Annotated in this window: 16 protein-coding genes; 8 read left to right on the top strand and 8 right to left on the bottom strand. The window is 73.6% G+C overall.

The features are described 5' to 3' along the window. Positions 1 to 2 precede the first annotated feature (2 nt). Together WMF11_RS02870 and WMF11_RS02865 are read right to left on the bottom strand one after the other, a co-directional pair. Positions 3 to 1,913 carry a GAF domain-containing protein gene (locus WMF11_RS02870; protein WP_437976332.1) on the bottom strand — a complete coding sequence of 637 codons (1,911 nt, stop codon included), beginning with the start codon at positions 1,911 to 1,913 and terminating at the stop codon, positions 3 to 5. A gap of 434 nt (positions 1,914 to 2,347) precedes the next feature. Continuing rightward, positions 2,348 to 4,783 (bottom strand): thioredoxin domain-containing protein, encoded by a 2,436-nt coding sequence (locus WMF11_RS02865; protein WP_437976331.1) that lies wholly within the window; start codon positions 4,781 to 4,783, stop codon positions 2,348 to 2,350. Positions 4,784 to 5,207: 424 nt separating this feature from the next. Between WMF11_RS02865 and WMF11_RS02860 the strand changes: the two genes are divergently transcribed. The 8 genes from WMF11_RS02860 (at position 5,208) to WMF11_RS02825 (ending at position 17,209) form a co-directional block, all read left to right on the top strand. Continuing rightward, positions 5,208 to 7,619 (top strand): hypothetical protein, encoded by a 2,412-nt coding sequence (locus WMF11_RS02860; protein ID WP_437976330.1) that lies wholly within the window; start codon positions 5,208 to 5,210, stop codon positions 7,617 to 7,619. Between the two features lies 1 nt (position 7,620). Then, a complete protein-coding gene (locus WMF11_RS02855) occupies positions 7,621 to 10,053 on the top strand; it encodes a hypothetical protein (RefSeq protein WP_437976329.1) in 2,433 nt (810 codons plus the stop codon). 134 nt (positions 10,054 to 10,187) lie between these two features. Continuing rightward, entirely contained in the window at positions 10,188 to 10,532 is a 345-nt protein-coding gene (locus WMF11_RS02850) for an HU family DNA-binding protein (protein WP_437297590.1), read from the top strand. A gap of 167 nt (positions 10,533 to 10,699) precedes the next feature. Then, a complete protein-coding gene (tyrS, locus tag WMF11_RS02845; protein ID WP_437906874.1) occupies positions 10,700 to 11,929 on the top strand; it encodes a tyrosine--tRNA ligase in 1,230 nt (409 codons plus the stop codon). After that, complete coding sequence (locus WMF11_RS02840) at positions 11,922 to 12,968, top strand: hypothetical protein (protein WP_437906873.1); 1,047 nt, start codon at positions 11,922 to 11,924, stop codon at positions 12,966 to 12,968. The genes tyrS and WMF11_RS02840 overlap by 8 nt, the downstream gene beginning before the upstream one ends. A gap of 42 nt (positions 12,969 to 13,010) precedes the next feature. Beyond that, positions 13,011 to 15,122, top strand: coding sequence for an alpha/beta hydrolase (locus WMF11_RS02835; RefSeq protein WP_437976328.1), 2,112 nt, complete (start codon positions 13,011 to 13,013; stop codon positions 15,120 to 15,122). A gap of 58 nt (positions 15,123 to 15,180) precedes the next feature. Next, positions 15,181 to 16,518, top strand: a complete 1,338-nt coding sequence (locus WMF11_RS02830; protein WP_437976327.1) for a metallophosphoesterase — start codon at positions 15,181 to 15,183, stop codon at positions 16,516 to 16,518. Between the two features lie 85 nt (positions 16,519 to 16,603). Continuing rightward, entirely contained in the window at positions 16,604 to 17,209 is a 606-nt protein-coding gene (locus WMF11_RS02825; RefSeq protein WP_437976326.1) for a Uma2 family endonuclease, read from the top strand. A 44-nt stretch (positions 17,210 to 17,253) separates the two neighbouring features. Here WMF11_RS02825 and WMF11_RS02820 read toward each other — a convergent pair whose 3' ends face one another. From WMF11_RS02820 to WMF11_RS02795, 6 genes are all read right to left on the bottom strand, one after another. Further along, entirely contained in the window at positions 17,254 to 17,865 is a 612-nt protein-coding gene (locus WMF11_RS02820; RefSeq protein WP_437906869.1) for a DUF2914 domain-containing protein, read from the bottom strand. A 241-nt stretch (positions 17,866 to 18,106) separates the two neighbouring features. Next, positions 18,107 to 19,441 carry a multicopper oxidase family protein gene (locus WMF11_RS02815; protein WP_437976325.1) on the bottom strand — a complete coding sequence of 445 codons (1,335 nt, stop codon included), beginning with the start codon at positions 19,439 to 19,441 and terminating at the stop codon, positions 18,107 to 18,109. A gap of 1 nt (position 19,442) precedes the next feature. Further along, positions 19,443 to 20,918 (bottom strand): TolC family protein, encoded by a 1,476-nt coding sequence (locus WMF11_RS02810; RefSeq protein ID WP_437976324.1) that lies wholly within the window; start codon positions 20,916 to 20,918, stop codon positions 19,443 to 19,445. Continuing rightward, positions 20,908 to 21,315, bottom strand: a complete 408-nt coding sequence (locus WMF11_RS02805) for a hypothetical protein (RefSeq protein ID WP_437976323.1) — start codon at positions 21,313 to 21,315, stop codon at positions 20,908 to 20,910. The genes WMF11_RS02810 and WMF11_RS02805 overlap by 11 nt, the downstream gene beginning before the upstream one ends. Before the next feature lie 29 nt (positions 21,316 to 21,344). Beyond that, positions 21,345 to 21,566, bottom strand: coding sequence for a cupredoxin domain-containing protein (locus WMF11_RS02800; protein ID WP_437976322.1), 222 nt, complete (start codon positions 21,564 to 21,566; stop codon positions 21,345 to 21,347). Between the two features lie 206 nt (positions 21,567 to 21,772). Next, positions 21,773 to 24,508, bottom strand: coding sequence for a Kelch repeat-containing protein (locus WMF11_RS02795; RefSeq protein ID WP_437976321.1), 2,736 nt, complete (start codon positions 24,506 to 24,508; stop codon positions 21,773 to 21,775). Between the last annotated feature and the right edge of the window lie 107 nt (positions 24,509 to 24,615).

Raw genomic sequence — 24,615 nt, 5'->3', positions numbered from 1 at the left:
CGCTAGCGGGCGGCCTTCTTCGCCCCCGCCGTCACGAGGCCGGGCTCGAGGACCACGCCGCGCGCCCCGACGAACTCGGCGAACTGCTGGCCGATGTAGGTGAGCGCGTTGCCGTCGCTCTCGGAGAACGGCTTGCCGTCGAGCGGGTTTCCGATCTCGAGGAGGCCGAGGTAGCGGCCCGCAAGCTCGACGGGCGCGCAGATGACGCTCCGGAGCTCGACGCCGATCGCCTTCCACCGCTCGTCCATGACGCGCTCGTCCTTGGCCGCGTCGGGCACCACGACGGCGCGCCTCGACCGCATCGCGGCCAGCGGGAGCGGCGCCCGCTCGGACAGCCTGGCGAGGAGCGCGCTCTTGCCGCCGTACTGCCGGACGACCACGAACTCGCGCCGGTTGATGTCGAACAGCGACACGAGGCCGAGGGCGCACGGGATCTTGTCGAGCGTGAGCGCGAGGATGAAGTCGGCGCCCGCGAGGGTGTCCTGGAGGAAGTGCAGGTCGCTGCACGCCTCGAACAGCTCGGCGATGAGGTCGTCGCCGGAGAGGCGCCCGTTCTTCGGAGGGAAGGAGGAGCGCCGCCGCGGCGGCGCCGGCGTGGGGGTAGCGACCTCGGGCGGCTCCGGGACCAGCTGGAGACGCGGCGGCGCCCCCTGCTGGTCGGCCGGCACGGCGAGCAGCACCACGTCGGCCGGCGGCGTGAGGGCTGGCCGCGGCAGGTTCGCAGAATACGCGGCGGCCGGCGGTGGCCCGTCCGCAGGCGGCGCGGTGTCTGCCGGCGGCGCCGCGTCCGCAGGCGGCGCGTCAGCCGGCGGCGCCACGTCGGCCGGCGGCGCGGCAACCGGCGGCGCCACATCCACAGGCAGCGCCACGTCGGCAGGCGGCGCGGCAACCGGCGGCGCCACGTCCACAGGCGGCGCGGCGTCTGCCGGCGGCGCCACGTCCACAGGCGACGCGGCGTCTGCCAGCGGCGCGGCAACCGGCGGCGCCACGTCCACAGGCGGCGCAACGGCCGGCGGCACGGCAACCGGCGGCGCCACGTCCACAGGCGGCGCAACGGCCGGCGGCGCGGCAACCGGCGGCGCCACGTCCGCAGGTGGCATGGCCGGCGGCGGTGCGGTGCCGCCGGTGCGCGGGCGGAACTGGATCTCGGGTTCGGCCGAGCGCCAGTCTTTCCAGGCGAGGGTCGCGAGCGGGCTGCGCTGAGGCCGGCCGTCGAAGACGTGATCGAACACGGCGATATGGATGAACTTCCCCGGTCGCGCGTCGTCGATGCGCTGCCGTGCGCGCTCGAGCCGATCGATCAGCAGCGCGCTGACGAGATCGCGCGGGGTGCCGGTGGCGACCGCATAGACGAGCTCTCGGTACGTGAGCGGCGAGCGCTCGGACGGGTTCTCCTCGCGCTGCGAGATGAGCTGATACGGCGGCAGCTCCGCGGGCGCTCGCTCCGGCTCGGCGCCTCGCTCCGGCGGCGCATCCCGCCCCGGCGCGGCCTCCGCGCCTTTCGCCGGTTGCGCCTGGGCGCCCGCTGGCTCCGAGACGAGGAGCGCGGTCCCCATCGAGATGAACGGGACCGTGGGCGCGATCGGGCGCTTCCCTGCGACACGCCCCGCTGGCTCGGCCGGCTTTGGAGAAGCCGCCCCGGCCGGGGGGGCGCCCGCCGGCGTGTCGGTCCCGTCGGTCAGCGCCGCGTCGTCCGGGGCGCGCTGCACGACGTACCGCACGCGCGTCGCCGGATCGATCGCTCGGTAGCCGCTCTCCAGCAGATCCACCGAGAAATTGTTGAGCGGGCCCCCATCGCCGCGGAGCGCCCGGGCCTTCTGCAGCGCGGGCTGCCACTGCGGGGCCTCGACGCACACCTTCCTGCTCGGCGGAGCGTTCTGGCCTAACGACGAGATCTCGACGAACCAACGCATCGTTTGCGGTTCCAATCCGCGCTGGCGCTGACTGGGTGGCGCGCTCGGGCGCGAAGATCGTTCTACTCGACGCGCGCGAGAGGGGTCAACGCGCAGGCCGCACGGGACCGCGCAGAGAGCGCGCGGACGCCTTTGGAGGATGGCGCGAAATCTTCTCGACCGGGACCGGCAAGAAGAATCGGGCCTGTCCTGAAATCACGCCGCCCGCGCCGCGAGTCGCCGCGGACGAACCCGGTCGTCCACTGAACGGCCGCCGGGTATCCCCGGCCCCCCACGGCGATACGAGCGCGCGGGTGAGCGCGCGAGCCCGGCCGAACACGAGGTGGGCGGCGAGCCCGGCCCACGCGACGACCTGGGATGATCGACTCTGCATCTCCGCTCGTGCGCCGATCACCCCCTGTGAGGGGGTGAGCGGAGAGGTCCGCGCACCATCGCTACTGCGTCCGCAGGATGACGTGGAAGCCGAACGGCGTCTCCACGACGCCGCTCAGCGAGCCGACAGCGATCTTCTCCACCGCGTGCTCGAACTCGGGCACCATGGCCCCCTTCGGGAACTTTCCGAGATCGCCGCCGCGCCCGGCGGCGCCCGGCTCGTCGCTGTACTGAGCCGCGAGTTCCTCGAACTTCGCCCCGCGCTGCGCTCTCTGGAGCAGCTGCTCGGCGAGCGCGCGCGCCTCGTCCCGGGTGCGGGCGACGTGCGGCGGCGCACGCCGTGACCCCGCGTACATGATGAGAAGGTGCTTGGCGCCCAGCATGCCAGGAATCAGCGCCCCCTGCGCCGGGGGCGGCTGCGCTGCGCCCGGCTGGGCCGCCCCCGGCTGGGCCGGCGTCGGCTGCGCTGCTCCCGGCTGGGCCGCGGGCTTGCCCGCGCCGTGAAGCGACTCCTTCGTGGGGGGATCGTGCGGGCCGAGCGCCCTGTCGACGAGCCGCTTGAAGTGCGCGGTCGGCTGCGCCCCGCCGAGAAAGTAGTCGTTGATGGCGAAGGACGGCGTGCCGGTGATGTGCAGGCGCTCGGCGAGCTTCAGGTCCGCCTCGACCGCCGCGCGGTGCGCTCCCGAGTCGAGCGCGGCGCGGAACTTCGCCACGTCGAGGCCGATCGCGGCCGCGTGGTTCTCGAGCGCCTCCCGGCCGAGCCCGCTCTCGGACTGGTCCTCCCACAGGCGCTGCGCCATCGCCCAGAAGCCGGCCTCGCCCTTCTGCCGGAACGCCTCGATCGACGCCTCGGCGGCGAGGGGCGCCCGCGTGTGGAAGGGGAGCGGCAGGTGCCTGAAGACGACGCGGACCTTGCCCGGATAGGCGGCGATGACCTCGTCGATCGTGGGCTGGACGCGCTTGCAGAACGGGCACTGGAAGTCGGCGAACATCTGGATCGTCACCTTCGCGCCGGGCTTCGCTCCCTTGCCGGGGTTGTCCTTGGTCGGCGCCGGGGCGAGGATCCGCTCGGGCGCGTTGCCAGCCCTCGCTTCCTTCTGAAGCGCGTCGTAGACCTTCGCGGGCGGCGTGCCCGCGGCCACGAGCTTCGCGGCGCGCGCGATCTGCTCATCGATGAGGGCCTCAAACTTCTCCGCCGGCTGGGCGCCGGCGAGGCGCCTGCCGTTGATGAAGAAATGGGGCGTCCCCCTCGCCTGGAGATCGTCGGCGAGGCGCTGATCGCGCTCGATGCGCGCCGCGTGGCGCCGCGTGGCGATGGCCTTCTGCGCGCGGGCCACGTCGAGGCCCAGGGACTTCGCGTGCGCCGCGAGGTCCGCGTCCTCGAGGCCCCCGGTCTTCAAGAGCTCGTACGCCCGCCAGAACGCCGCGTCGCCCTTCTGCGCCTTGGCCTCCAGCGCGAGCTCCGCGGCGGGCTCGGCCCGCTTGTGGAAGGGGAGCGGGTTGTGCTTGAAGACGACGCGCAGCTGAGCGCCGTACTTCTTTTCGAGGCCGTCGACGGTCGGGGCGACCCTGCGACAGAACGGACACTCGAACTCCGAGAACATGACCAGCGTGACCGGAGCGCCCGGATTGCCCCGGATCGGCGATCCGTCGACAGGCACCTTCCACACGGTCGTGTCCTCGGGGGCCGGCGGAGTGGGCGGCTTCGGGGCCGGAGCGCGCGCCTTGTTCCGCTCGGACAGGGCCGCGTAGACACGCTCCTGCGGGACGCCCGATCGCCGGAGCTCCTCGGCCGCCCGGAGCTGCTCGTCGATGATGGGCCGGAAGTCGTCGATGGGCCGCGCCCCGCTGACGGACACCCCGTTCACGAAGGTCGCCGGGGTGCCCCCGACGCCCGCGGCCTTGCCGGCCTCGACGTCCCGGTCGATCTTCGGCGCGTGCTGCTGCTCCTCGAAGGACGCGCGGAACGCCGCCTGATCGACGCCCGCCTCGGCGGCCCACGCCTCGAACGACGCCGGCGCGAGCGCGCGCTGGTTGGCGAAGGCGAGCTGATGGAATCTCCAGAACGCCTCGGCCCCGCCGAGCCGGAACACCGTCTCGGCCGCCAGGTGCGCCGGGCGCGCATTCTTGTGGAACGCGAGCGGGAAGTGCTTCCAGACGATGCGCAGCCGATCGGGCCCGTAGGCCTCCTTCAGCTGCTCCAGCGTCGCCATGTGCCTGGAGGTGAAGGGGCACTCGTAGTCGCCCCACACAACGAGGGTGACCGGCGCGAGCGGCTCGCCCCACCACGGATCCGCGCGGGTGACGGGCACGGCGGTGCCCGGCTCCGGCTCGGGCTCGGCCGCCACGACAGCGGCCGGCGCGGCCAGCGGCGGGACGATCACCGTCTTCGGCGGCTCGACCGCAGACGGGGTCACCGCGCCCGAGGCGCAGGCAGCGAGAAAGCTCCAGAGGAACAGCAGCAAGAACAGACGGGAAAACGGCGGTAGCGCAGGCATGAGCCCCCTCGAGTGTCGCGGTCCGTGGACGGGATCCTACACGGACGGCCCCAGCTCAGGTCGCCCGGGCCTCGCGCCATCGCTGCAGACGGGCCCACAACGGGAGCCCCGACGGCGAGCGCCTGCCAAGGAACACCCGCAGATCCGTCTGCCGGCCATCCGATCAGCGAGGCAGCGGAGAAAAAAAGAGCGCCCGCTCGACGGCGGGGGGGGGAGACCGTCACGGGCGCTCTGCACCGCTCAATAAGCAGGATGCGGGCCAGGAGCTTCCCTTCGGAGTTCGAGGACTTTCGCTAGTAAAATGACTTTCCCATTTCAATCCTGAAGCAGCCGCTTGCAAACGTGCTGGGCAGAGCTGGCGACCTCAGCCTTCGCGGGCGGGCTCCTCGGGTCAGGCTGCGTGAAAGTCGTGTAAAAGAGCCGCGTGTCACCGTCCAGCGCCGACCCTGGTCCCTCCTCGCCGCCCGGAAGCGCAGCGCCCCGGCCGAGCAGCGCCTCCCCCGACGGAACGGACGGAACCGAGACCGCGGCCTCCCGGGGCGCCGGCCCGGCGGCGCCCCCCGGCTGGCTCGATCGCCTGGTCGAGGCCTGGCCGCGCGTCGATCCGGTCCTGTTCGCCGCCTACGCCGGCGCATGCGTCCTCTACGCCGCCGTCGCGTTCTACAGCGCGATGCACCAGCAGACGGGCGGCATGTGGTCGGCGCCGCTCGACGACGTCTTCATCCACTTCGATTACGCCCGCGCCACCGCGCGCGGGTACCCGTTCGAGTGGTCCGAGGGCAACGGCTTCTCGAGCGGGAACACGAGCCTGAGCTACCCGTTCGTCCTCGCGCTCGGCTATCTCGTCGGCTTCCGCGGCGTCCTGCTGATGCAGTGGGCGGCCATCGTCGCGTGCACCTCGACGCTCGGCTTCCTGCTCGTCGGCGCGCGGCTCCTCGAGCCCGTCGGGCGCTGGGCGAAGTACCTCCTGCCGCCCGTGGCGCTCTCCATCGGCGCGCTCGACTGGTCGCTGTTCAGCGGGATGGAGAACGCCTTCCACCTCGGCGTCTGGGCGCTCGCCACCCTCGCCGCGCTCTCGGTCGCCCGCGCGGCCGACGCGCCGCGCGAGATGGGGGCACGGGCGATAGCAAGCGCGCGCGCCGCGGCGCCGCCGAAGCGCCTCGCCCACCTCGGCTGGGCCGCCGGCCTCGCCGGCGCGCTCCTTTACGCCACCCGGCCGGAGTCGGTCGTCTGCGTGGCGGCGCTGAGCGTGTACGCGGCCATCGCCGTGAGGCGGGCCCACGGCGCGCGCGCGGCGATCGCGACCCTGCTCCGGACGTCGGTGCCCGGCGCGCTCGCGTGCCTCGCCCAGGCGGTCGCCAACCGCGTGTTCACCGGCGAGTGGGCGGCGAGCGGCGCCATCGCCAAGCTGGCGCTGAACAACCCGTACATGACGTCCTCCGAGAAGTGGGACACCTACGAGTTCCTCGCGACGTACGTCGTCGCCCGCAACACCAACCACCACTTCTCGGACGCCCTCCCCTGGGGCTGGCTCGTGCCCGCCCTCGCGCTCATCCCCCTGGCCTCGCGCAGGACCCGCGGGGCCGCGGCGCTGCTCTGGGTCCAGGTCGTCGGGTGGCTCGCGCTCGTGGCCCTGAACGGTCAGGTCCGCTGGCAGAACGAGCGCTACACCATGCCCGCGGTCGCCTGGCTGCTGGTGCTCGCGGCGATGGGGCTCGCGCTGCTCGTCGCGCGCGCCGCATGGGCCAGCGGCGGCGAGCGCCGCCAGGAGCGGCCAGAGAGCTCCCCGGCCGGGCTCGGAGCGCGGCTCGGGGCCCTCGGCGGCCTCGCGGCCGCGGCCCGCGGCGGCCCCCTTTCGCGCGGCCTCTGGTGCGCGCGCGTCGCGCTCGCCCTCGCCGTGGCCGCGCTCTTCTGGGCGCACCAGCTGCCCAGGATGCGCGACCAGATCTGGTTCTTCGGCCGCGCCAGCCGCAACATCCGCGATCAGCACCTCGTCGCCGGCAAGCTCCTCGCCCAGCTCGACGTGCGCCGCGTCCTCGTCGGCGACGCGGGCGCGCTCCTGTACGCGTCGGACCGGCCCGGCCTCGACATCATCGGGCTCGGCGGCTACCACGATCTGCCGTTCGCGCGCGCGGGCGTCCACGGCCTGGGCGCCTCGCTGGAGCTCATCGAGCGCATCCCGGCCGACGACCGCCCCGACACGCTGGCCATCTACCCGGGCTGGTGGGGCGACCTCCCGGCCATCTTCGGCAGCCGGATCGCGGCGATCCCCGTCGTCGGCAACGTGATCTGCGGCGGCGCGGAGAAGGTCATCTACCAGGCCGACTGGAGCCCGCTCGCGCACGGCGAGGCGCCCGCGTCGATGCGCGAGGACGAGCGGGTCGTCGACGAGCTCGACGTCGCCGATCTCGTGAGCGAGCGGGAGCACGGCTACGCCTTCCCGCGGCCCCAGGCCGGCTTCGTCGGCTTCAGCGTCCTCCCGGATCCGCGCGGATCAGGGCACGATCGCTTCGACGCGGGGCGCGTCATCCCGGGCGGCAGGAGCGAGGCGGCCCGCCTCCACGCCCCCCGCGAGGGCCAGGGCAGGCTCGTGGTCCGCACCGCCGCGCCCCGCGCCGCCACGATCCGCGCGACGGCGGATGGCCGGGAGATCGGCCACCTCGCGCTCAAGAGGGGCGACGGCTGGACCGAGGCCTCGCTCGACCTCCCCGAGGGCCTGCCCGAGACGTTCACGCTCACGCTCACGCCGGTCGACGGGGAGTGGGTCGATCACCACGTCTGGATCCTCGATCGCCCCGCGCGCGGCGCCGGCGCGCGCCCGCTCGCCGGACAGTGACGTGCGCGCCGGCCTGCCCCGCGACCCCGCGCAATGGATCGCGCTCGCGCTCGCCCTCGCGGCGGCGCTCGCCGGCGCCTGGCTCCTCCGCCGCTCGCCCGCCACCGCGCGGGCCGGCCCCGCGCCTCCACGCCCCGGCGCCGCGGGCTCGGGCCGCGACCCCGCGCCCCGCTCCGGCGCGTCCCTGGGCGCCGCGATCGCCGCGGCGCTCTCGGTCGTCGCGGCGCTGCTCTCGGCCGCGTACGTCGCGGTCTACCTGCGGGGCGGCCCCCGCATCATCGACGCGACCAGCTACTGGCTCGAGGCGCGCGCGATGGCGGCCGGCTACCTCGCGTGGCCGCTCGATGAGCCCGCGGCCTCCGTGCTCGGCCGCTTCCTCGTCCGCAGCGACGCGATGGGCGACACGATGGCCGGGCCCTCTGGCGCGAACCGCGCGGCCGAGGTCGCGGTCCTCTTCCCCCCGGGCTACCCCGCCCTGCTCGCGCTGGGCTTCCTCGCGGGCGCGCCGCTCGCGGTCGGCCCAGCGCTCGCCGCGGCGCTCGCGATCGCCACCTACGACCTGGCCGCGCGGTTCGCGCCGGAGGGCCCCGCCCCGTCCGGGAGCGCCGCGCCGATCCGCTTCGTTCCGCTCGTCGCCGCGCTCTTCTCGGCGCTCTGCGCCGCGCTCCGCTACCACACGGCCGACACGATGTCGCACGGGCTCGCGGCCCTCTGCTTCACGGTCGCGCTCACGTCGGCGCGGCGCGCGCTCGACCAGGCCCGCGCCTCCGCATCGACGGGCGCCGCGACGGGGCCCCTCGGTCCGGCGGTCCGCGCCGCCGCGCTCGCCGGGCTGGCCGCCGGCTGGCTCGCGGCGACGCGCCCGCCGAGCGCGCTCGCCCTCGCCGCGACGCTGCCCTTCGTGATCCTGCCGGCGATCGCGCCGGGGAGCGCGGCGGCCGGCCCGCGCGAGGGCGATCCGCCGCCGCGCCCCTCGCCGCGGCTCGCGCGGCTCGCCGCGGCGATGGCGATCGGCGCCCTCCCCGGCCTCGCGCTGCTCGCGGCCCACCAGCGCGCCGCGACGGGCGCCTTCGCCTCGTCGCAGGCCGCGTACTACGCGGTCTCGGACGGCCCGCCCGGCTGCTTCCGCTACGGCTTCGGCGCCGGCGTCGGCTGCCTCGGCGAGCACGGCGACTTCGTCCGTCACAACCTCGCGGAAGGATACGGCTTTCTGGCTGCTGCCGGCACGACGCTGCGCCGCCTGAAGCTCCACCTCGTGGACGCGCTCAACGCCGAGCCGCTCGCGCTGCTCGTGCTCGCCGGCGCCTTGATCGCCTGGCGGCGGCCGCGCTCGCGCGCCCTCGCGATCGCCCCGCTCCTCCAGGTCGCCGCTTACGCCCCCTTCTATTTCGACGGCAACTACCCGGGAGGCGGCGCGCGCTTCTTCGCCGACGTGCTGCCGGTGGAGCACGTCCTCGCCGCCATGGCCGCCCTCGCGCTCGCCGAGCGCGCCGCGACGGCGGCGCACGCGGAGCGCGGCCCCGCGCGCCGGCGTGGCGCGCTCCTCCCGGCGGCGCTCCTCCCCGCGGCGCTCCTTGCGGCGGCGCTCTTCGCAGCGGCGCTCCCGCTCGCCGGCTTCGCCTTCCGCGCGGGCTTCGACCACGCCGCCCTCCGCGATCGCGAGGGCGGCCTGCCCATGTTCGACCCCGGAGCCGTCGCGCGCGCGGGCGTCTCGCGCGGCCTCGTGTTCGTCGACACCGATCACGGCTTCAACCTCGGCTTCGATCCCGCCCCGGAGGACGTCGCGGTGCTGCGCTACCGGGGCGACGCGATCGACCGCATGGCGTGGGAGGCCCGCGGTCGCCCCCCTGCGTACCGCTACCGCTTCGCGATCCCGGACGGAGGCGGCCTCGCCTCGGTCTCGATCACGCCGCTCGTCTTCGACACCGAGCCGCCCGGCGAGGCCCGCATCGAGGGCGAGTCGCTGTGGCCACCCCGCGACCAGCGCGGCGCCTTCGCGCTGCCCGAGCACGCCGGCGGCACGTGCGCGTCAGGCGGGCGCCTGCTCGCGGTGCACGCGGCGGGGCGCGGCGAGGCCGTCGTCCGGGTCGGCCTGCCCGCCCCCTGGCTCCGCGGGGCCCGGATCAGCCCGCGCGTGGCGCTCTCGGGCGACGGCGCCGGCGAGGTGCGCCTCGTCGTCGACGGCGCCCTGCTCCACGTCTGGCGGGTCGAGCCCGCCGCGCCGAGCCCCCCGGGCGCTCCGCTCGCCTGCCCCGAGCTCCCGGCGTATCCGATCCCCGAGGGTGCCGTCGGAATCGAGCTCTCCCTCGCCCGCGAGGACGCGGCGGCAACGTGGGAGACCGCGGAGACCGGGCAGACCGGGCACGGAGAAACCGGAGCCCTCTTCGCGCTCGACGCGCTCTCCGTTGTGGGCGGGAATTCGGTTGACCGCTAGTCCCGTAACATGCGAGCTTTTCATAGGATTCTGTTGTCGTGCGGCTCCTGGAGCGGCGCATCCCCTGGAGCTCTGCGGTGGAAAGCGGCAAGTCGAGCGCCGGCGGCGGTCCGCTCGGGTGGGGGAGGTCGACCATGACGAAAAGCGAGCTCATCGACGCGATCGCGGGACGGGGGGAGCTCACCAAGGCTCGAGCGGAGCTCGTGGTGAACTGCGTCTTCGACGCCATGACGCAGGCGCTCCAGCGCAACGAAGGCATCGAGATCCGCGGGTTCGGCAGCTTCACGGTCAGGCCGTACAAGCCCTACAGCGGCAGGAACCCGCGCACGGGCCAGCCGGTGCCCGTGCCCGCCAAGCGCCTTCCGTTCTTCAAGGTCGGCAAGGAGCTCAAGGAGCTCGTCAACGCGAGCCGCGCGTACGCGATCTCCGGTGACGACGACGACGAGGACGAGGACGACGAGGAGACCGACGACGAATGAGGCGGCGCGCGGCGCGTGCGTGACGTGACTTGACGTGACGCGCCCCACGGCGTCGGCGTGACGACGTCGCTCCCCGCGCCCTGGTCGCTCCCCGCGCCCTCTCCGCGCGCGCCGAGGCGCGTCGCCCCTCTGGCGGGCGGTTCCGCTGCGCGGTAGAAGCGGGCCCCATGGTCCCCGCCGAACGTCAGCTCCAGATCCTCTGCAAGGGTGTCGTCGACCTCCACGTCCGAGCCGAGCTCGAGGAGCGGATCCGCGAGGGCAAGCCGCTGCGCGTGAAGGCCGGCTTCGACCCGACCCGACCCGATCTCCACCTCGGCCACACGGTGGTGATGCAGAAGATGCGGGAGTTCCAGGAGCTCGGGCACCACGTGGTCTTCGTGGTCGGCGACTTCACGGCGATGGTCGGCGATCCGACCGGCAAGAACGAGCTGCGCCCGCGGCTCTCGCGCGAGGAGGTCGTCGCCGCGGCGGAGACCTACCAGGCGCAGGCGTTCAAGGTCCTCGACAAGAACAGGACCGAGGTCCGCTACAACTCCGAGTGGCTGAACAAGCTCGATCCGACGCAGATGATCGAGCTCTGCGCGAAGTACACCGTCGCCCGCATGCTGGAGCGCGACGACTTCAAGAAGCGCTACGAGGAGGCGCGGCCCATCTACGTGCACGAGTTCATGTACCCGCTCCTCCAGGCCTACGACTCGGTCGAGCTCGAGGCCGACATCGAGCTCGGCGGCACCGATCAGCTCTTCAACCTGCTCGTGGCGCGCGACCTGATGCCCCGCTACGGCAAGCGCGCCCAGATGGTGATGACGATGCCGCTCCTCGAGGGCACGAACGCCCGCGTCGAGGACGGGAAGGTCGTCGGCGCCAAGATGTCGAAGAGCGCGGACAACTACGTCGGCATCACCGAGCCGCCGTTCGACATGCTGCAGAAGCTGATGCTCGTCGATGACGGCGTGATCTGGCGGTACATGGAGCTCCTTTCGTCGCGCCCGCCCGAGGAGATCGCCGCCCTGCGGGGGGCGGTCCTCCGCGGCGAGCAGGGCGTCATCGCGGTGAAGGAGCTCTTCGCGCAGGAGATCGTCACCCGCTTCCACTCGGCGGAGGACGCGAGCGCGGCCCTCGAGCGGCGCCGCAGCGTCGCGGCCGGCGGCCTGCCGGAGAACATCGAGGAGCTCCAGGTGGCGAGCGACCGCGACACGATCCCGATCGGCAACGCGCTGGCGCTGGCGGGGCTCGCCGAGTCGACCTCCGCGGCGCGGCGCCTCGTGAAGGGCGGCGCGGTGCACCTCGAGGGCGAGGTGGTCAAGGACGAGCAGCTCAAGCTCGAGCGTGGGAAGCGCTACCTGGTCCGCGTCGGCTCGAAGAACCGCCGCTTCGCCTACCTCGTCGTTGGCTGACGCGCCCGGGCGAGCGCCTCGCCGGCGCGCCGTGCTCGGCGGCTTCCTGGGCTGCGCCCTCGGCCTCGCGCTGCCCTCGTGCGGCGGCGCGCCGCGGCCGCCCGCCCGGCCGAGCCCGCCGCTGCCGCCGCTCGCCACGGCGGACCTGACGCGCCTCCTGCCGCAGGCGGGGCTCAGGTGGCTGCTCCTCGTCCGGCCCCGCGAGGTCGCGGCGGTGCCGTGGCTCATCCCGTCGATCGCGCTCGTGGCGCCCGAGGAGAACCTGGCCCGGCACGCCCGCGCGACCGGCGTCGATCTGCGGCAGGTGCGCGAGGCGGCGATCGCGTCGTACGCAGGCGTGGGGCCGGCGGGCGGCGCCACGCTCTACGTGGCGCGCCACAGCGGCGATCCGCGCGCCATCGAACGCCTCTTCCGGCGGCGGCTCACGGGCAAGGAGCGGCGCGCGCTCGATCGCCCGGACGTCGTGCGCGTGACGGGCGACATCGGCACGAAGCCGCACGCGCTGGTGCTGCTCGGCGAGGACGTGGCCTGCGTACAGGACGGCGGCAGCCCGCTGCGCGGGCCGGCGCGCGTCGCGTCCCTGTACGCGCTCGGGCGCCTCAAGCGCTCGCCGGCGGCGCTCTCGGGCGGCCCGCTGCGCGCGCTCGAGGCCCGCCTCGGCCCGGCGCCCGTGCGCGCGTTCGCGCCGGGGCCGTTCGACGGGGAGCTCGCCCGCGGCGCGCGGGGGCTGCTCGCGGCGGCGACCGCCGTGGGGGCGGCCGCGAGGCCGAGCGCCCGCGAGGGGATCGCGCTCGCGATCGCGGTGGCAGGCGACTTCTCGACGAGCGGGGAGGCCGCCTCGGAGGAGCTGCTCGCGGCCTGGAGCGAGCTGGCGGGCGGCTCGTTCGGCCACCTGCTCGGGCTGGACGCGCCGGTCGAGCCGCCGCTCGCCACCCACGCGCCGGACGCGGTGGCCGTCGCGGTCGAGCTGAACCCGCGGGCGCTCGCCCGGGGGCTCGCGGCGGCGACCGGCGAACGGCTCGCCGAGATGCTGCGGTAGGCGCGGCGGCGCCTCGCCGCTAAATTGGGTGCCGTCAGCGCCATGCCCACCACGACCAGCGGCTTCTTCCTGCAATGCGCCTCCCGCGGCACGCTCGAGCTCGTCTTGCCCACCGCCGACACGCCGTTCGGCGTCGAGCACCACCGCCGCGAGGAGGCCTCCGGGCCGTGGCGTCACGTGGCGACGTTCGCCGGCGGCCTCGGCCCGGTCGAGGCGGTGTCGCTCATCCAGAGCAACTTCGGCGATCCAGGCCACCTCGAGGCGGTGGCGCGCATCGGGGATCGGCTGGCCGCGTTCTGGTGCGCGCCCTCGAGCGAGCCGTCGTGGAGCGAGCCGCGCTTCTTCGCGGAGGGCGCGGCCGGCGACCCCGCCCTGATCCAGGGCGGCTTCGGGGGCAAAGGCAACTTCGAGCTCGTGGTGCCCCACGCGAGCGGCGGGATCGCCCACTACCACCGCGACAACGACACCGCGGAGCTCGGCTGGCGCGGCCCCGTGATCTTCGGCGAGGGGCTCGGTCGATTCGAGGCGGTCGCGATGATCCAGCGCGTGGGCGGCGCGCCGCACGGCCTTCACGCGCCGGGCGACCTCGAGGTCGTCGCGCGCGTCGGCGATCGCCTGGTGATGTTCTGGCGCTCTCCCGGGTCCGGGGCTGCGTGGCACGGCCCGGAGGAGGTGGTCTCCGGGGTCCGCGGGGCACCGGCGCTCGTCCGGAGCACGATCGGCGGACCTGGGACGCTCGAGCTGTTCTCGCCGCTCGCGCGCGTGGGGCTCGCGCGGTGGTGCCGCGACGACGGCGCCCGCGGGGCGCGCTTCCGCGGTCCGACGGTGTTCGCCACCGATCTGGGCCGGTGTGACGCGGTATCGGTGATCGAGAGCTGGCCGCTCGGGCGAATCGAGCTCGCCGTGCGCGCCGAAGGGCGGATCGTCCACGCGGCGCGCGACGGCGCGGTCTGGTCGCAGCGGGCGATCGTCGGCAACGCGTCGCCTTCCCCGGCGGATGTCCCCTCTCCGGCGACGCTCCCTCCGCCTGCCACCACGACGAATCGCCCGCCTGCAGCGACGACCTCTCGCCCCCCCGCTGCGACGACGAATCGCCCACCTGCGGCGACGCCGTCTCGACCGCCTGCAGCGACGACCTCTCGCCCGCCCTCCTCGACGAGCTCGCCTCCGCCTGCGCCGCTCCCCACGGGCGCTTCGCCGCGGCTGCGCGCCGGGCCGCACCGGGCGGGGTTCCGGCGCATCGGCGCGCTCTCGCTGTCGGCGGACGCCTGCTACCCCGATACGTGGCCGTTCCAGGGCGCGATTTACCGATGCCCCGCGCGGAGCGCCGCGCTGCTCTACTACCCCGCGTCCGCGGACGGCGAGGAGGCGCCGCTCTCGTCGGGAGGCCCGTTCCCGGTCATCGCGATCGCCCACGAGCGGCGCCTCGCCACGAGCGCGGCCACCGCCGGGTCGCCCGCGGGTCTTGCCCAGGACTACCGCCAGCTCGCCGGCGTGATGGCGCACCTCGCGCGCTGGGGCTTCGTCGTCGTCGCGCCCGATCTCTCGTGGCTCACGCCCGACGACGCGCCGCTGCGCCGCGCCGCGGTGCTCCGGGACGCGCTCACGCACCTACGGGCCGGCTCCCGGGGCCCGCTCCTGGCCGACTTCGCTCGGGTGGGCTTGCTCGGCCACGGGCTCGGCGCGCAGGCGGCGCTCGCGCTCGCGCTCGACGCCGCTTGCCCGTTCGATGTTCGCGCCCTCGCGCTCCTCGCGCCGGCCGGCGCCCCCGAGCGCGCGCTGTCCATCGACGCGCTCGCGCCCCGGCCGGCGCTCGTCGTCCGCGGCACCGCGGACCCCATCGCCGCCGCGGTCCCGGCGGCGCTCTACGACCGCGCGCGCGCCCCGAAGCACCTCGTGACCCTGCCCTTCGCGAACCACTTCGGCTACACGACGTCGCTCGGCCTCGCCGAGCCGCTCGACGGCCGCGCCGGGCTCTCGCGGCGCGAGCAGCAGGCGATCGCGATGGGCTACCTCGCCGCGTTCTTCAATGGCTACCTCCGGGACGCGCGCGGCGACCTCGACGCGCTCTCGGGCAAGGCGTCGCTCGAGGGGCTCGAAGCACGCGAGATCCCGGTCAGCGCCGAGGTGCCTGACGGAGCGGCTGGCTCCTAGGCGCAGCCGGCGGGGCCGCGGCCGGACGCGCGATCGACGCGATGCTACTTTCCGTGGCGTGTACCAGCTCGGCGGCCTCGTCGTCACGCTCGTCAACGGCCTCCTCGGCCTGATCCTGTGGCGGCGGCTGCGCGCGGCGTTCCCTCGGCATGCAGCGCTGATCAGCGGCCTCTGCGCTGCGGGCCTGCTGCTGGCCGCGCTCCCGGCGCTGCTCATGGCCGCGGCGAGCTTCTCGGGGCTGCGCGCGCTCCAGCGCCACGCGCCGGAGCCGCTGGCGCTGATCGCCATGGGCGCGCAGGTGGGCCTGCTCCTCTACGGGTTGCTCCTCGGGCTCGCCACGCTCGCGTGCGCGGCCGTCCGGGCGCTCCACCGGCTCCAGCCGCCCCGAAACGCGGGGCCTTCAACTGACGTCCAGACTGCGACGAACGCGCAGGCCAGCGCCGGTGCCCAGGCCGTTCCAGCCGCTCAGGACGTCCGTGGGCCTGAGGAGGTCGAGGCCCGGCCGGAGGCCATCGATGAGCGCCGCCGCCGCCTCGTCGTCGGCGCGACATGGGCGCTGCCCGCGGCGGCGGTCGCTGTGTCGATGGGCGGCGTGCTCGCGTCGCGACAGCGTCCGGCCGTCGTGAGGCTCGCGCTGCCGGTGCGCCGCGAGCTGACGAGCCTGCACGGCGTCACCATCGCGCAGCTCAGCGACGTGCACGTCGGCAGCTTCATGGACGCCGAGCGGCTCGACGAGCTCCGCGACGCCATGAACGCGATCCGCGCGGACATCCACGTCGTCACCGGCGATCTGCTCGATCACCACGTCTCGCAGCTCGAGCTGTCCGCGCGGCTGCTCCGGGGCCTGCGCCCCGCCCGAGGGCAGCTCTTCTTCTGCATGGGCAACCACGAGTACATCGCTGCGCGGTCGGCCAGCGTCGGGACGATTGTGAAGGGCCTCGAGGAAGCGGGCGCCCAGGTGCTCGTCGACGAGGCGCGGGAGGTCCGCATTGGCGGCGATCGCCTGTGGATGGGCGCCATCGACTACCCGAGCCGCGCGCGCCCAGGAGAGCCCGCCCGGCGCCCGATGCGCGACGGGCTCGATCGAGCGCTCGGCCAGATGCGCGACGACGGCGCGCCGCGCGTCCTCCTCAGCCACCACCCGGGCACGTTCCGCACCGCGCGCGAGCTGCCGTTCGATCTGATGCTGTCCGGCCACACGCACGGCGGGCAGATCTCGCTCGGCCGGATCGGCGATTACGCGCTCACGCCGATGTTGCCCGCCGGGCTCTACCACAACGGGCATTACGAGCACGGCGGCCGGCGCCTCCACGTCAACGCCGGCGCCGGGGGCTGGCTGCCGGTCCGCATCAACTGCCCGCCGGAGATCACGCTCGTCGAGCTCGTGCCCGCCTGACGGCGCAGGAAGGGTCCCACCCCCTTGCGCCCGTGGAGCTCTCGACCGGTGGACGCGTTCCGTCTCCCGGGTGAAACTCCGGGACATGGCACAAGCCGCGGTCCGCACCGGCCTTTCGCCGCAGGAGTACCTGGACTTCGAGCGTTCGTCGCCGCTTCGCCACGAATACGCGGACAGTGAGCTCTTCGCCATGGCGGGCGGCACGCTGGAGCACAGCGCGATCGCCGCGAACATCCTCGGTGAGCTGCGGAACGCGCTCCGCGGTCGGGGGTGCCGGGTGCTCACCTCCGACATGCGCATCAAGATCGCCGCCACGCGCCGCTACGTGTACCCCGACGGCGCCGTCATTTGCGCGCGTCCCGAGTTCGAAGACGAGCAGCGCGACACGCTCCTGAACCCACGCGTCATCGTCGAGGTGCTCTCCGACTCCAGCGAGGCCTATGATCGCGGGGACAAGTTCGCCCAGTACAGGACGCTACCGTCGCTCGAGGAGTACGTGCTCGCGTCGCAGAAGGCGCCGCGAATCGAGGTGTTCACGCGGCAGCCAGACGGCAGCTGGCTGCTCCGGATCCACGGCCCGGGCGAGCAGGCAGAGCTGTCGTCCCTCGGCGGCGCGCTCGACGTCGACCGGGTGTACCTGGACGTCTTCGAACGGGATGCGATGGGAGAAGCGCCGAAGGACGCGCCCTGACGCGCTGACGACGACCGGCGTCTCCCGGGGCCAGCCGCCCTCGGCTACAGGGTCACCTCGAACGGCGCGCGCGCGAGCTCTTCGCCCGTCTCCGACCGCACGACCGCCGTCCATTCCCCCGCCTTCCGCGCCCCGCGCGTGAACGCCCACGTCCGCCACCGCGGCGACGGCCCGACCCCGAGCGTCACGTTCCCGACCGGCTCCCCGCCGCCCGGCGGGACGAACGCCACCGTCACCTCGCCCTCCACGTCGCTCCGGTTCTCGACCTCCAGGTACGCATAGAGCCGCGGTGTCTCCGGCGCGTGGAACGTCGTCCCCGGCGCCACCGGCTCGCGGTCCTTCACCCCCTCCGCGATCACCAGCCGCTTCACCTTCAGCTCCGCCGCCCCCCTCCCCTTCTCCTTGGCCTCACGGCTCCCCTTGCCCCCCGTGTCCGCCACGACATTCGCGTCCGGCGCGGGCGCCGTCACCGTCGCGGCCGGCAGGCCTGCGGGCGCCGCCGCCGTGGCGGCAGCAGGCTCGGGGCACTGCGTCACCGCGGGGCACGCGGCAGCGGCCGGCGCCGGAGGCCGCGCGTCGTGACGCTCGCCGCAGCCGGCGAGCCAGACCGTGCAAAGCGCCAGAAACGTCATCCGTCGAGCCATCTTCATTGCCATCGAAGCACTCCTCCGCGATCCGGGGCGTCCCGGCCTCGCCACCGGATATGGCAAGGCGTGGACCGCTTCTGGCTCATTGAAATCACTGAATATTTTGGCTGACCTGTGGTCGCGGGGCCGCGCCCCGTGTGTCCATCGAGACGGCCGACCCGCGCCGCCGCGATCGACCCGAGCCCCCCGGCCTCCTCGAGTCGACGCGCGGACGAGACACCGACCGCGAGCCTTCGCTCACGTCGAGAGATCACCCGCCCCGCTTCCCTCCAGAAGCGGGGTCAATCCCGTCCGCCCGCATCCGCTCGGCGCTCGCCGGCCCGGCCACGGTGCCGGCCGGGTGCACATACCACCCTGCCGGATCCGCCTTGTCCGGGTCGTCACGGACCTTGAGGACGGTGAACATTCCCCCCATGTCGATGTACGAGAACGGCCCGGCCCCGCCGCGCATCGGCAGGCTGTTCGCGGGGATCGGCATGGGCATCTCGCCCATGCCGCCCATCCCCGTGGTCCCCATCGTCATGTAGCCGGGCATCACGCGGCTCATCCGCCGATCGAGCGCGCGGGTCTCGGCGCCGACCATGTTCGGCAGGCCATGGCCCATCTGCATCATCGTGTGATGGGTCATGTGGCAGTGCATCGCCCAGTCGCCCGGCTCCTCGGGGACGAACTCGATGACCCGCGTGCTGCCGACCGGGACCAGGACCGTCGTCTCGGGGTACTGGGCCGACTCGGGGACAAACCCGCCGTCCGTCGCCGTGACCTGGAACGACAGGCCGTGCAGGTGGATCGGGTGGTGATCCATCGGGCCGAGGTTCCCGAGGCGCACGCGCACGCGCTCGCCGCGGCCGACGACGAGCGGCGCCGTCGCGGGGAACGCCTTGCCGTTGAACGTGAGGACATTGAAATCGCTCATCGCGTTCGGGTCGGGCCGGCGCGCCCCCGCGTTGATCTTCCACTCGTGCGTCATCAGCACGAAATCCCGGTCCACGCGCGGCCCCCGCGGCCTCCTCGGGTGCACGACGAACATCCCCACCGCGCCCAGCGCGATCTGGGTCATCTCGTCGAAATGCGAATGGTACATGTACGTCCCCGGATACCGCACGACGAACTCGTACACATACGTCTCGCCGGGCTCGATCGGGCGCTGGGTGAGCCCGGCGACTCCATCCATGCCGTTCGGCAGCACGAGGCCGTGCCAGTGGACCGTGGTGGCCTCCGGCAGGGAGTTCGTCACGTAGATGCGCAGGCGATCGCCCTCGACCGCCTCGATGGTCGGGCCGGGCGTGCTCCCGTTGTAGCCCCACACCTCGCTCTTCAGGCCGGGGGCAATCTCGTGCTCGAGGGGGCCGGCGACGAGGTGGCCGACCTTCACGCCGTCCACCACGCGCAGCGGGAGCGTGCTGCCGTTCGGCGTCACCACGGCGGGCTGCCCCCCGGGCGCCGCGGTCCGGCGAGGCGGGGGCGCAGCGGCGCCCCCGGCGGGCGGCGCGCCAGGGCGCTGCTGCGCATGGGCGAGCCCTTGCGTGAGGATGGCGGCGCCGGCGGCAAGACCGCCCGCGTGGATGAAAGCACGTCGGTCCATGTCAATGCCCTCCTTCGCCGGTGGCCGAGGCCCTCGGCATCGCCGCGGGAGCTCCGGCCCCCGCGGCCTCGACGCGGCGCCCTGCCAGGAGCGCGTCGAACGCAGCCTTCGCCGTCCAGTGCTCGCGCAGCGCCTCGACCGCCGCGAGCTCGGCGTCGAGCTGCTCCCGGCGCGCCGAGAGCAGCTGGAAGACCCCGACCTGCATCGCGTTGTACTGGAGCAGCGTCTGCTCCAGCACCCGCTTGCGCGCCGGGAGGATCACGCGCGCGTAGTGCCGCGCGCGCGCGTGCGTGAACGAGAGCCGGCTCTGCGCCTCGCGGACCGCCGAGCGGACGTCGACGGCGCGCCCGTGGTAGCGTTCGAGCAGGCCGTCGAACTCCGCCGCCTGCGCGGCCTCGGCCCCCTGACGCCGATCGAAGAGCGGGAGCGAGAGGCGGACCCCTGCGCCGAGGACCCACGGGTGCTCGTGCGCCTCGCCGCTCGCGCCGAGCTCCCGCTCGCCGTGCACGCCGATCGCCACGTCCGGCACCCAGCCCTCGGCGCGCAAGGCCCCGGCGCGCCCCGCCGCCGCCTCGAGCCGGCTGCGCAGCTCCGCGAGCTCGAGGCTCGCCCGCAAGGCCAGCGACTCCGCGCGCGGCGGCGTCGCGAGCGCGTCGGGTGCCGCGGGGACCGCGCCGGCGATCGTCCAGGAGGTCGCCGCGCCCGAGAGGCCGAGCAGCCGGGTGAGCCGCTCGCGCTGCGAGAGGAGCTCCAGCTCCATCTGCGCGGCCGTGACGCGGGCCTCCTCGTAGCCCGCCTCCTGCGTCGCCACGTCGAGCTCCGGGACGTTGCCCGCCTCGAAGAGCGCGCGGGCGGCGTCGCGGGCCGCGGCGAACGCGTCGAGCGCGCGGTTCGCGATGCCGAGGCGCTGCTCCGCCGCCTGCGCGGCGTAGAACGCGGCGCGCACCTGGTAGCCGAGATCGACGACCGCGCCCGCGGCGCGGTAGCGCGCGGCCTCGTGCTCCGAGCGCGCCGCCCTCGCGTGGAGCGGCGAGAGGAGCGCCGACGTGAGGTCGATCTCGACCTCGAGCTCGAGGTGCGCGTGCTCGACCCCCTCCTGCTGCGGCGTGACCCCGATCGCGATCTCCGGGTTTGGCAGCTTGCCCGCCTGCTCGAGGTTGCCCCGCGCGACGCCGACCTCCTTCAGCACGGCGCGCAGCTCGCGGTTGTTGAGCAGCGCGATCCGCACCGCGGCGTCCGCGGTGAGCGGCTGACGCGGCGCCTGGCCGAGGGCGCGCGCGCCGTCGGCCGGCGCCGGATCGACCTCCTCCGACGCCGCGCTCGGCGGGAGCTCGAGGCGGGAAAGCTCGCGGATCCGCGCCATGTCGGCGGTCGACGACGGGGCGGCGCAGCCGGCCGCGGAGAGGAGCGCGAGGCCCGCCGCGAGCGGGGTGAGGCGCGCGGCGAGCGCGCGCGAGGGCCGGGGTTCAGTGCGCATGGACGGGCTCCCTGGGCGGAGGCGGCGCGTCACCGCTGGGTGGCGCCTGGGCCGGCGCGTGGCCGCTCGCCGGCGCCTGGGCCGGCGCGTGGCCGCTCGCCGGCGCCTGGGCCGGCGCGTGGCCGTGGTGATGGTGGTGATGGTGCTGGTGAGGATCGGCGCCGCCGCCCGCCGCGGGCGCCGGATCGAGCCCGACCCAGGCGGCGGTGGGCTCGCCGGGCAGCGGAGGATCCTCGGCGAGGGCGACGCCGATCCGCGGCGAGGGAGCTTCCGCTGCCTGCGGTGACGCAGCAGACGACGCGGGGAAGCTCGCAGGAAGGCTGCGCGGCGCGCAGCCAGCGAGCGCAGCGACGAGCATCAGCAGGGCATTCGCCCCGGCAAGGTGAGGTGGTTTCATGAGAGCTGCTCCTGCATGGGCGAGCACGATCACGTGCGGGGCTCGACGACGATTACGCCCCGTAGCATGTTCATGCCGCATTTGAACTCGATCTCTCCAGGGCTCAGCGCGGGAAGATCGATCACCGCCGGCACGTTCGTCGGCAGCTCGCGCCGGATCCCGAGAGAAGCGAGGACGATCTCGCGGGTGCAAGGCGAGTGGTCTCCTCGGCGGCGGCGCTCGGCGCGAGCAGGCGACGAGCGAGGCCGCAAACAGACGGGAAACGACGACGAGATGCGTCATGACCATGGGTACCTTCGTTCGGGGTTGTACCTGGCGGACGCACACGCTCCGGCGGCATTACACGGTCTTCGATCGGAGCCCGGGGTCGCCAGACCGGCGCGATAGCTCAGCCTGGCCGGCGGCGTTCTCATCGCCAGCGGACGGGCTGGCCCGTGGGCGGGGCGCCCCGCCGGCGTCAGGGAGTGTAAATCTCGGCGCTCGACAGGGCGGAGCCGGAGCTACCGCCTACGACCAGCACCTTGCCGTTCCCGAACCGAACCGCTGCATGAGCATACCGGTCGTCGTTCATCTCCCCAGTCAGGCTGGGGCGACGCGTCACGGGATCGTAGATGTAGACGGTCCTCAGCGCGTTCGAGGAGGAATCCAGGCCCCCTGCGATCAGAACCCTGCCGTCGTTGAGCAACGTCGCGGTCGGCGAGATGCGGTCGCCAATAACAATGATGCCGGAGAACGTATTGGACGCTGGGTCATAGACATCGCACGAGGGCGTCGCTCCCCCCGCCGACAGCACCTTGCCGTCGCCCAGCAACGTCAACGTATGGAAGACGCGAGCTGGGACCACCGAAGCTACGTGGGACCAAGAATCGGACAACGTGTTGTAGGCATAGCGGCTGGTGAGCTCGCCAGAAAAGTTTCTACCTCCCGAGACGAGCACCCTGCCATCGGCGAGCAACGTCGCGGCATGGTGGGCACGCCCAGCAGTGACTGGCAGGGGGGCAACGGTCGACCATGTATTGTTCGCCGGATTGAACAGCGCCACCTGGCTCATCGGGACCGACCCCTGCAGGCCTCCGACCACCAGCACCTTGCCGTTGGGAAGCAGCGTCGCGGTGTGCCCCTTGCCGTCGAGGTCTGGGTTTGACGAGGAGCCCACGGACGACCAGGTGTCGGTCGTTGGATCGAACAGCTCGGCGTTCGCTGGGGCCGTGGAGGCCCGAACGCCCACGACCAGCACCTTGCCGTTGCCGAGCAGCGTCGCCGTATGGTACTGGCGTGCCGCGCTCATCGTCGGCCCCGCGACCCATGTGTCGGTCGACGGATTGTACAGCTCGGTGCTCGTTCCCACCGTATCACCACCCGTCACGAGCACCCTGCCATCGTTGAGCAGCGTCGCGGTCGGCGCAATGCGGGCGTGAGACATCGACGCGACCGACCTCCACGTCGTGGCCGCCGAATCGTACAGCTCGGCGCTCGAGTGGTACGTGCTGGATGGAATGCCAAAGTTGAGCCCACCCGCGAGCAGCACCTTGCCGTTGCCCAGCAGCGTCGCAGTATGACTGACGCGGACGGTGCTCATCGACCCGGCCGCTGCCCAGAAGTTGGTTCCCGGATCGTAGACCTCGGCGCTTGCACTGACGACCATGGGAGCGCTCCACCCGCCCGTCAGGAGCACCTTGCCGTTCGGGAGCAGCGTCGCGGTATGACTGGTGCGCTTGCTGCTCATCTGCGTCGCCGTCGTCCAGACGGGTGGCGACGAGGACGGGTCGTAGATCTCGACGCTCTGCAGCTCGCCGGAATTGTCGTAGCCACCCGCGACGAGCACCTTGCCGCTCACGAGCCGCGTCGCGGTGGCGAAGTAGCGGGGCCCGGTCATCGAGGCCGTCGGCGACCAGAAGCCGGTCGACGGATCGTACAGTTCGGCGGTCGCCAACGCCACACCGGGGCCGTTTTGCCCCCCGGCGACCAGCACCTTGCCGTTACCGAGCAGCGTCGCGGTGTGCCCGGCGCGGCTCGCCCCCATCGTTGAAGCGGGCGACCAGACGCCGGTCGACGGATCGTACAGCTCGGCGGTCGCCAACTCCACACTGGAGCCGTTATCCCCGCCGGCGACCAGCACCTTGCCGTTACCGAGCAGCGTCGCGGTGTGGCCGCCACGGCCCGCGGCCAGCGCGCCCGTCGCCGCCGTCCAGGTATTGGATGCCGGATTGTACAGCTCGGCGCTCGTATGGACCACCGAGCCGTTGGCATACCCGCCCACGACCAGCACCTTGCCGTTGCCGAGCAGCGTCGCCGTATGACCGTAGCGGGCCGCGGCCAACGTTCCGGCCGGCCACCAGGTATTGGATACCGTATCGTACAGCTCGGCGCTCCCCAGCACAGAAGACGCATTGACCCCGCCCACGACGAGCACCTGGCCATTCCCGAGCGGCGTCGCCGTGTATTTGGAGCGTGCTGCGCTCATGGATCCTGCCGGCGCCCACACCGGGTCGACCAGCACCTCCTCGCCGCCCGCGTCGACCCACAGCGCGATCGTCGCCCCGCGCACCTCGAGCCGCGCCTCGACCGGCCGACCGCCGCTCGCATACGCCGCCGGCGCCGTCACCCGCAGCTGCGGCGCGCCCGCGTCGTCGACGACCTCGACCGCGTCGCCCTGCTGTCGCAGCGTCGCGCCGTCGACCTCCCACGCCGCCACCGGCGCGCCGCCGTGCGCCACGCCGGCATCGAGGAGCAGCCACTCCTCGTAACCAGCGTCGACAGCAGACCAGAACGACGTCCCGCCCTGGCGCCGATACGCCACGGCGCGCTCGACGACCGCGCCCTTGCCCTCGGCGCCGATCTCGCGCACGCCGATCTCGAAGCCGCCGGGCAGATGGAAGCGGACCTTCCCTTCTCCGCTCGCAGGCAGCGCGGCCTGCAGCCCGCCGCGGCGCTCGAACAGAGCCTCGATCTCGCGGGTCGAGCCGCCTGTCGAGGCGAGCGCGAAGCCTTCGTCGATCGCGACGAACCCCTCGTCCCTCTCGAGCACCTGTGCCGCCTGGCCAGGGAAGCGAAGACGCAGCTCGTCGCCCCCCGGCGGCCCGGCGTCGAGCGCGCATCCGAGGCCGCTCAGGAAGATCGCTCCGACGAGGAGCGCGGTGAGCCATGTAGATAAAGCGAAACGTAAACCTCGTAATCGGAGACGGACACGCATCACGGATGCCCCCTTGGCATGAAATAGAAATTCAATACATCAGCAATTCAGAAAACAAATCACGTATTCGCATTGATGCGTCAAGCTCTATCTCTACGATGCTCATC

Origin of the sequence: Sorangium sp. So ce295, from assembly GCF_051527405.1 — a bacterium.
GTDB classification, from domain to species: Bacteria; Myxococcota_A; Polyangia; order Polyangiales; family Polyangiaceae; genus Sorangium; species Sorangium cellulosum_B.
This window is presented reverse-complemented; position numbering and strand designations above follow the sequence as displayed.

Bases quoted from the DNA above. Each gene is read 5' to 3' on its own strand.
- WMF11_RS02870 (WP_437976332.1), bottom strand. From the start codon at position 1,913: ATGCGTTGGTTCGTCGAGATCTCGTCGTTAGGCCAGAACGCTCCGCCG.
- WMF11_RS02865 (WP_437976331.1), bottom strand. From the start codon at position 4,783: ATGCCTGCGCTACCGCCGTTTTCCCGTCTGTTCTTGCTGCTGTTCCTC.
- WMF11_RS02850 (WP_437297590.1), top strand. From the start codon at position 10,188: ATGACGAAAAGCGAGCTCATCGACGCGATCGCGGGACGGGGGGAGCTC.
- tyrS (WP_437906874.1), top strand. From the start codon at position 10,700: ATGGTCCCCGCCGAACGTCAGCTCCAGATCCTCTGCAAGGGTGTCGTC.
- WMF11_RS02835 (WP_437976328.1), top strand. From the start codon at position 13,011: ATGCCCACCACGACCAGCGGCTTCTTCCTGCAATGCGCCTCCCGCGGC.
- WMF11_RS02825 (WP_437976326.1), top strand. From the start codon at position 16,604: ATGGCACAAGCCGCGGTCCGCACCGGCCTTTCGCCGCAGGAGTACCTG.
- WMF11_RS02820 (WP_437906869.1), bottom strand. From the start codon at position 17,865: ATGGCAATGAAGATGGCTCGACGGATGACGTTTCTGGCGCTTTGCACG.
- WMF11_RS02815 (WP_437976325.1), bottom strand. From the start codon at position 19,441: ATGGACCGACGTGCTTTCATCCACGCGGGCGGTCTTGCCGCCGGCGCC.
- WMF11_RS02810 (WP_437976324.1), bottom strand. From the start codon at position 20,918: ATGCGCACTGAACCCCGGCCCTCGCGCGCGCTCGCCGCGCGCCTCACC.
- WMF11_RS02805 (WP_437976323.1), bottom strand. From the start codon at position 21,315: ATGAAACCACCTCACCTTGCCGGGGCGAATGCCCTGCTGATGCTCGTC.
- WMF11_RS02795 (WP_437976321.1), bottom strand. From the start codon at position 24,508: ATGCGTGTCCGTCTCCGATTACGAGGTTTACGTTTCGCTTTATCTACA.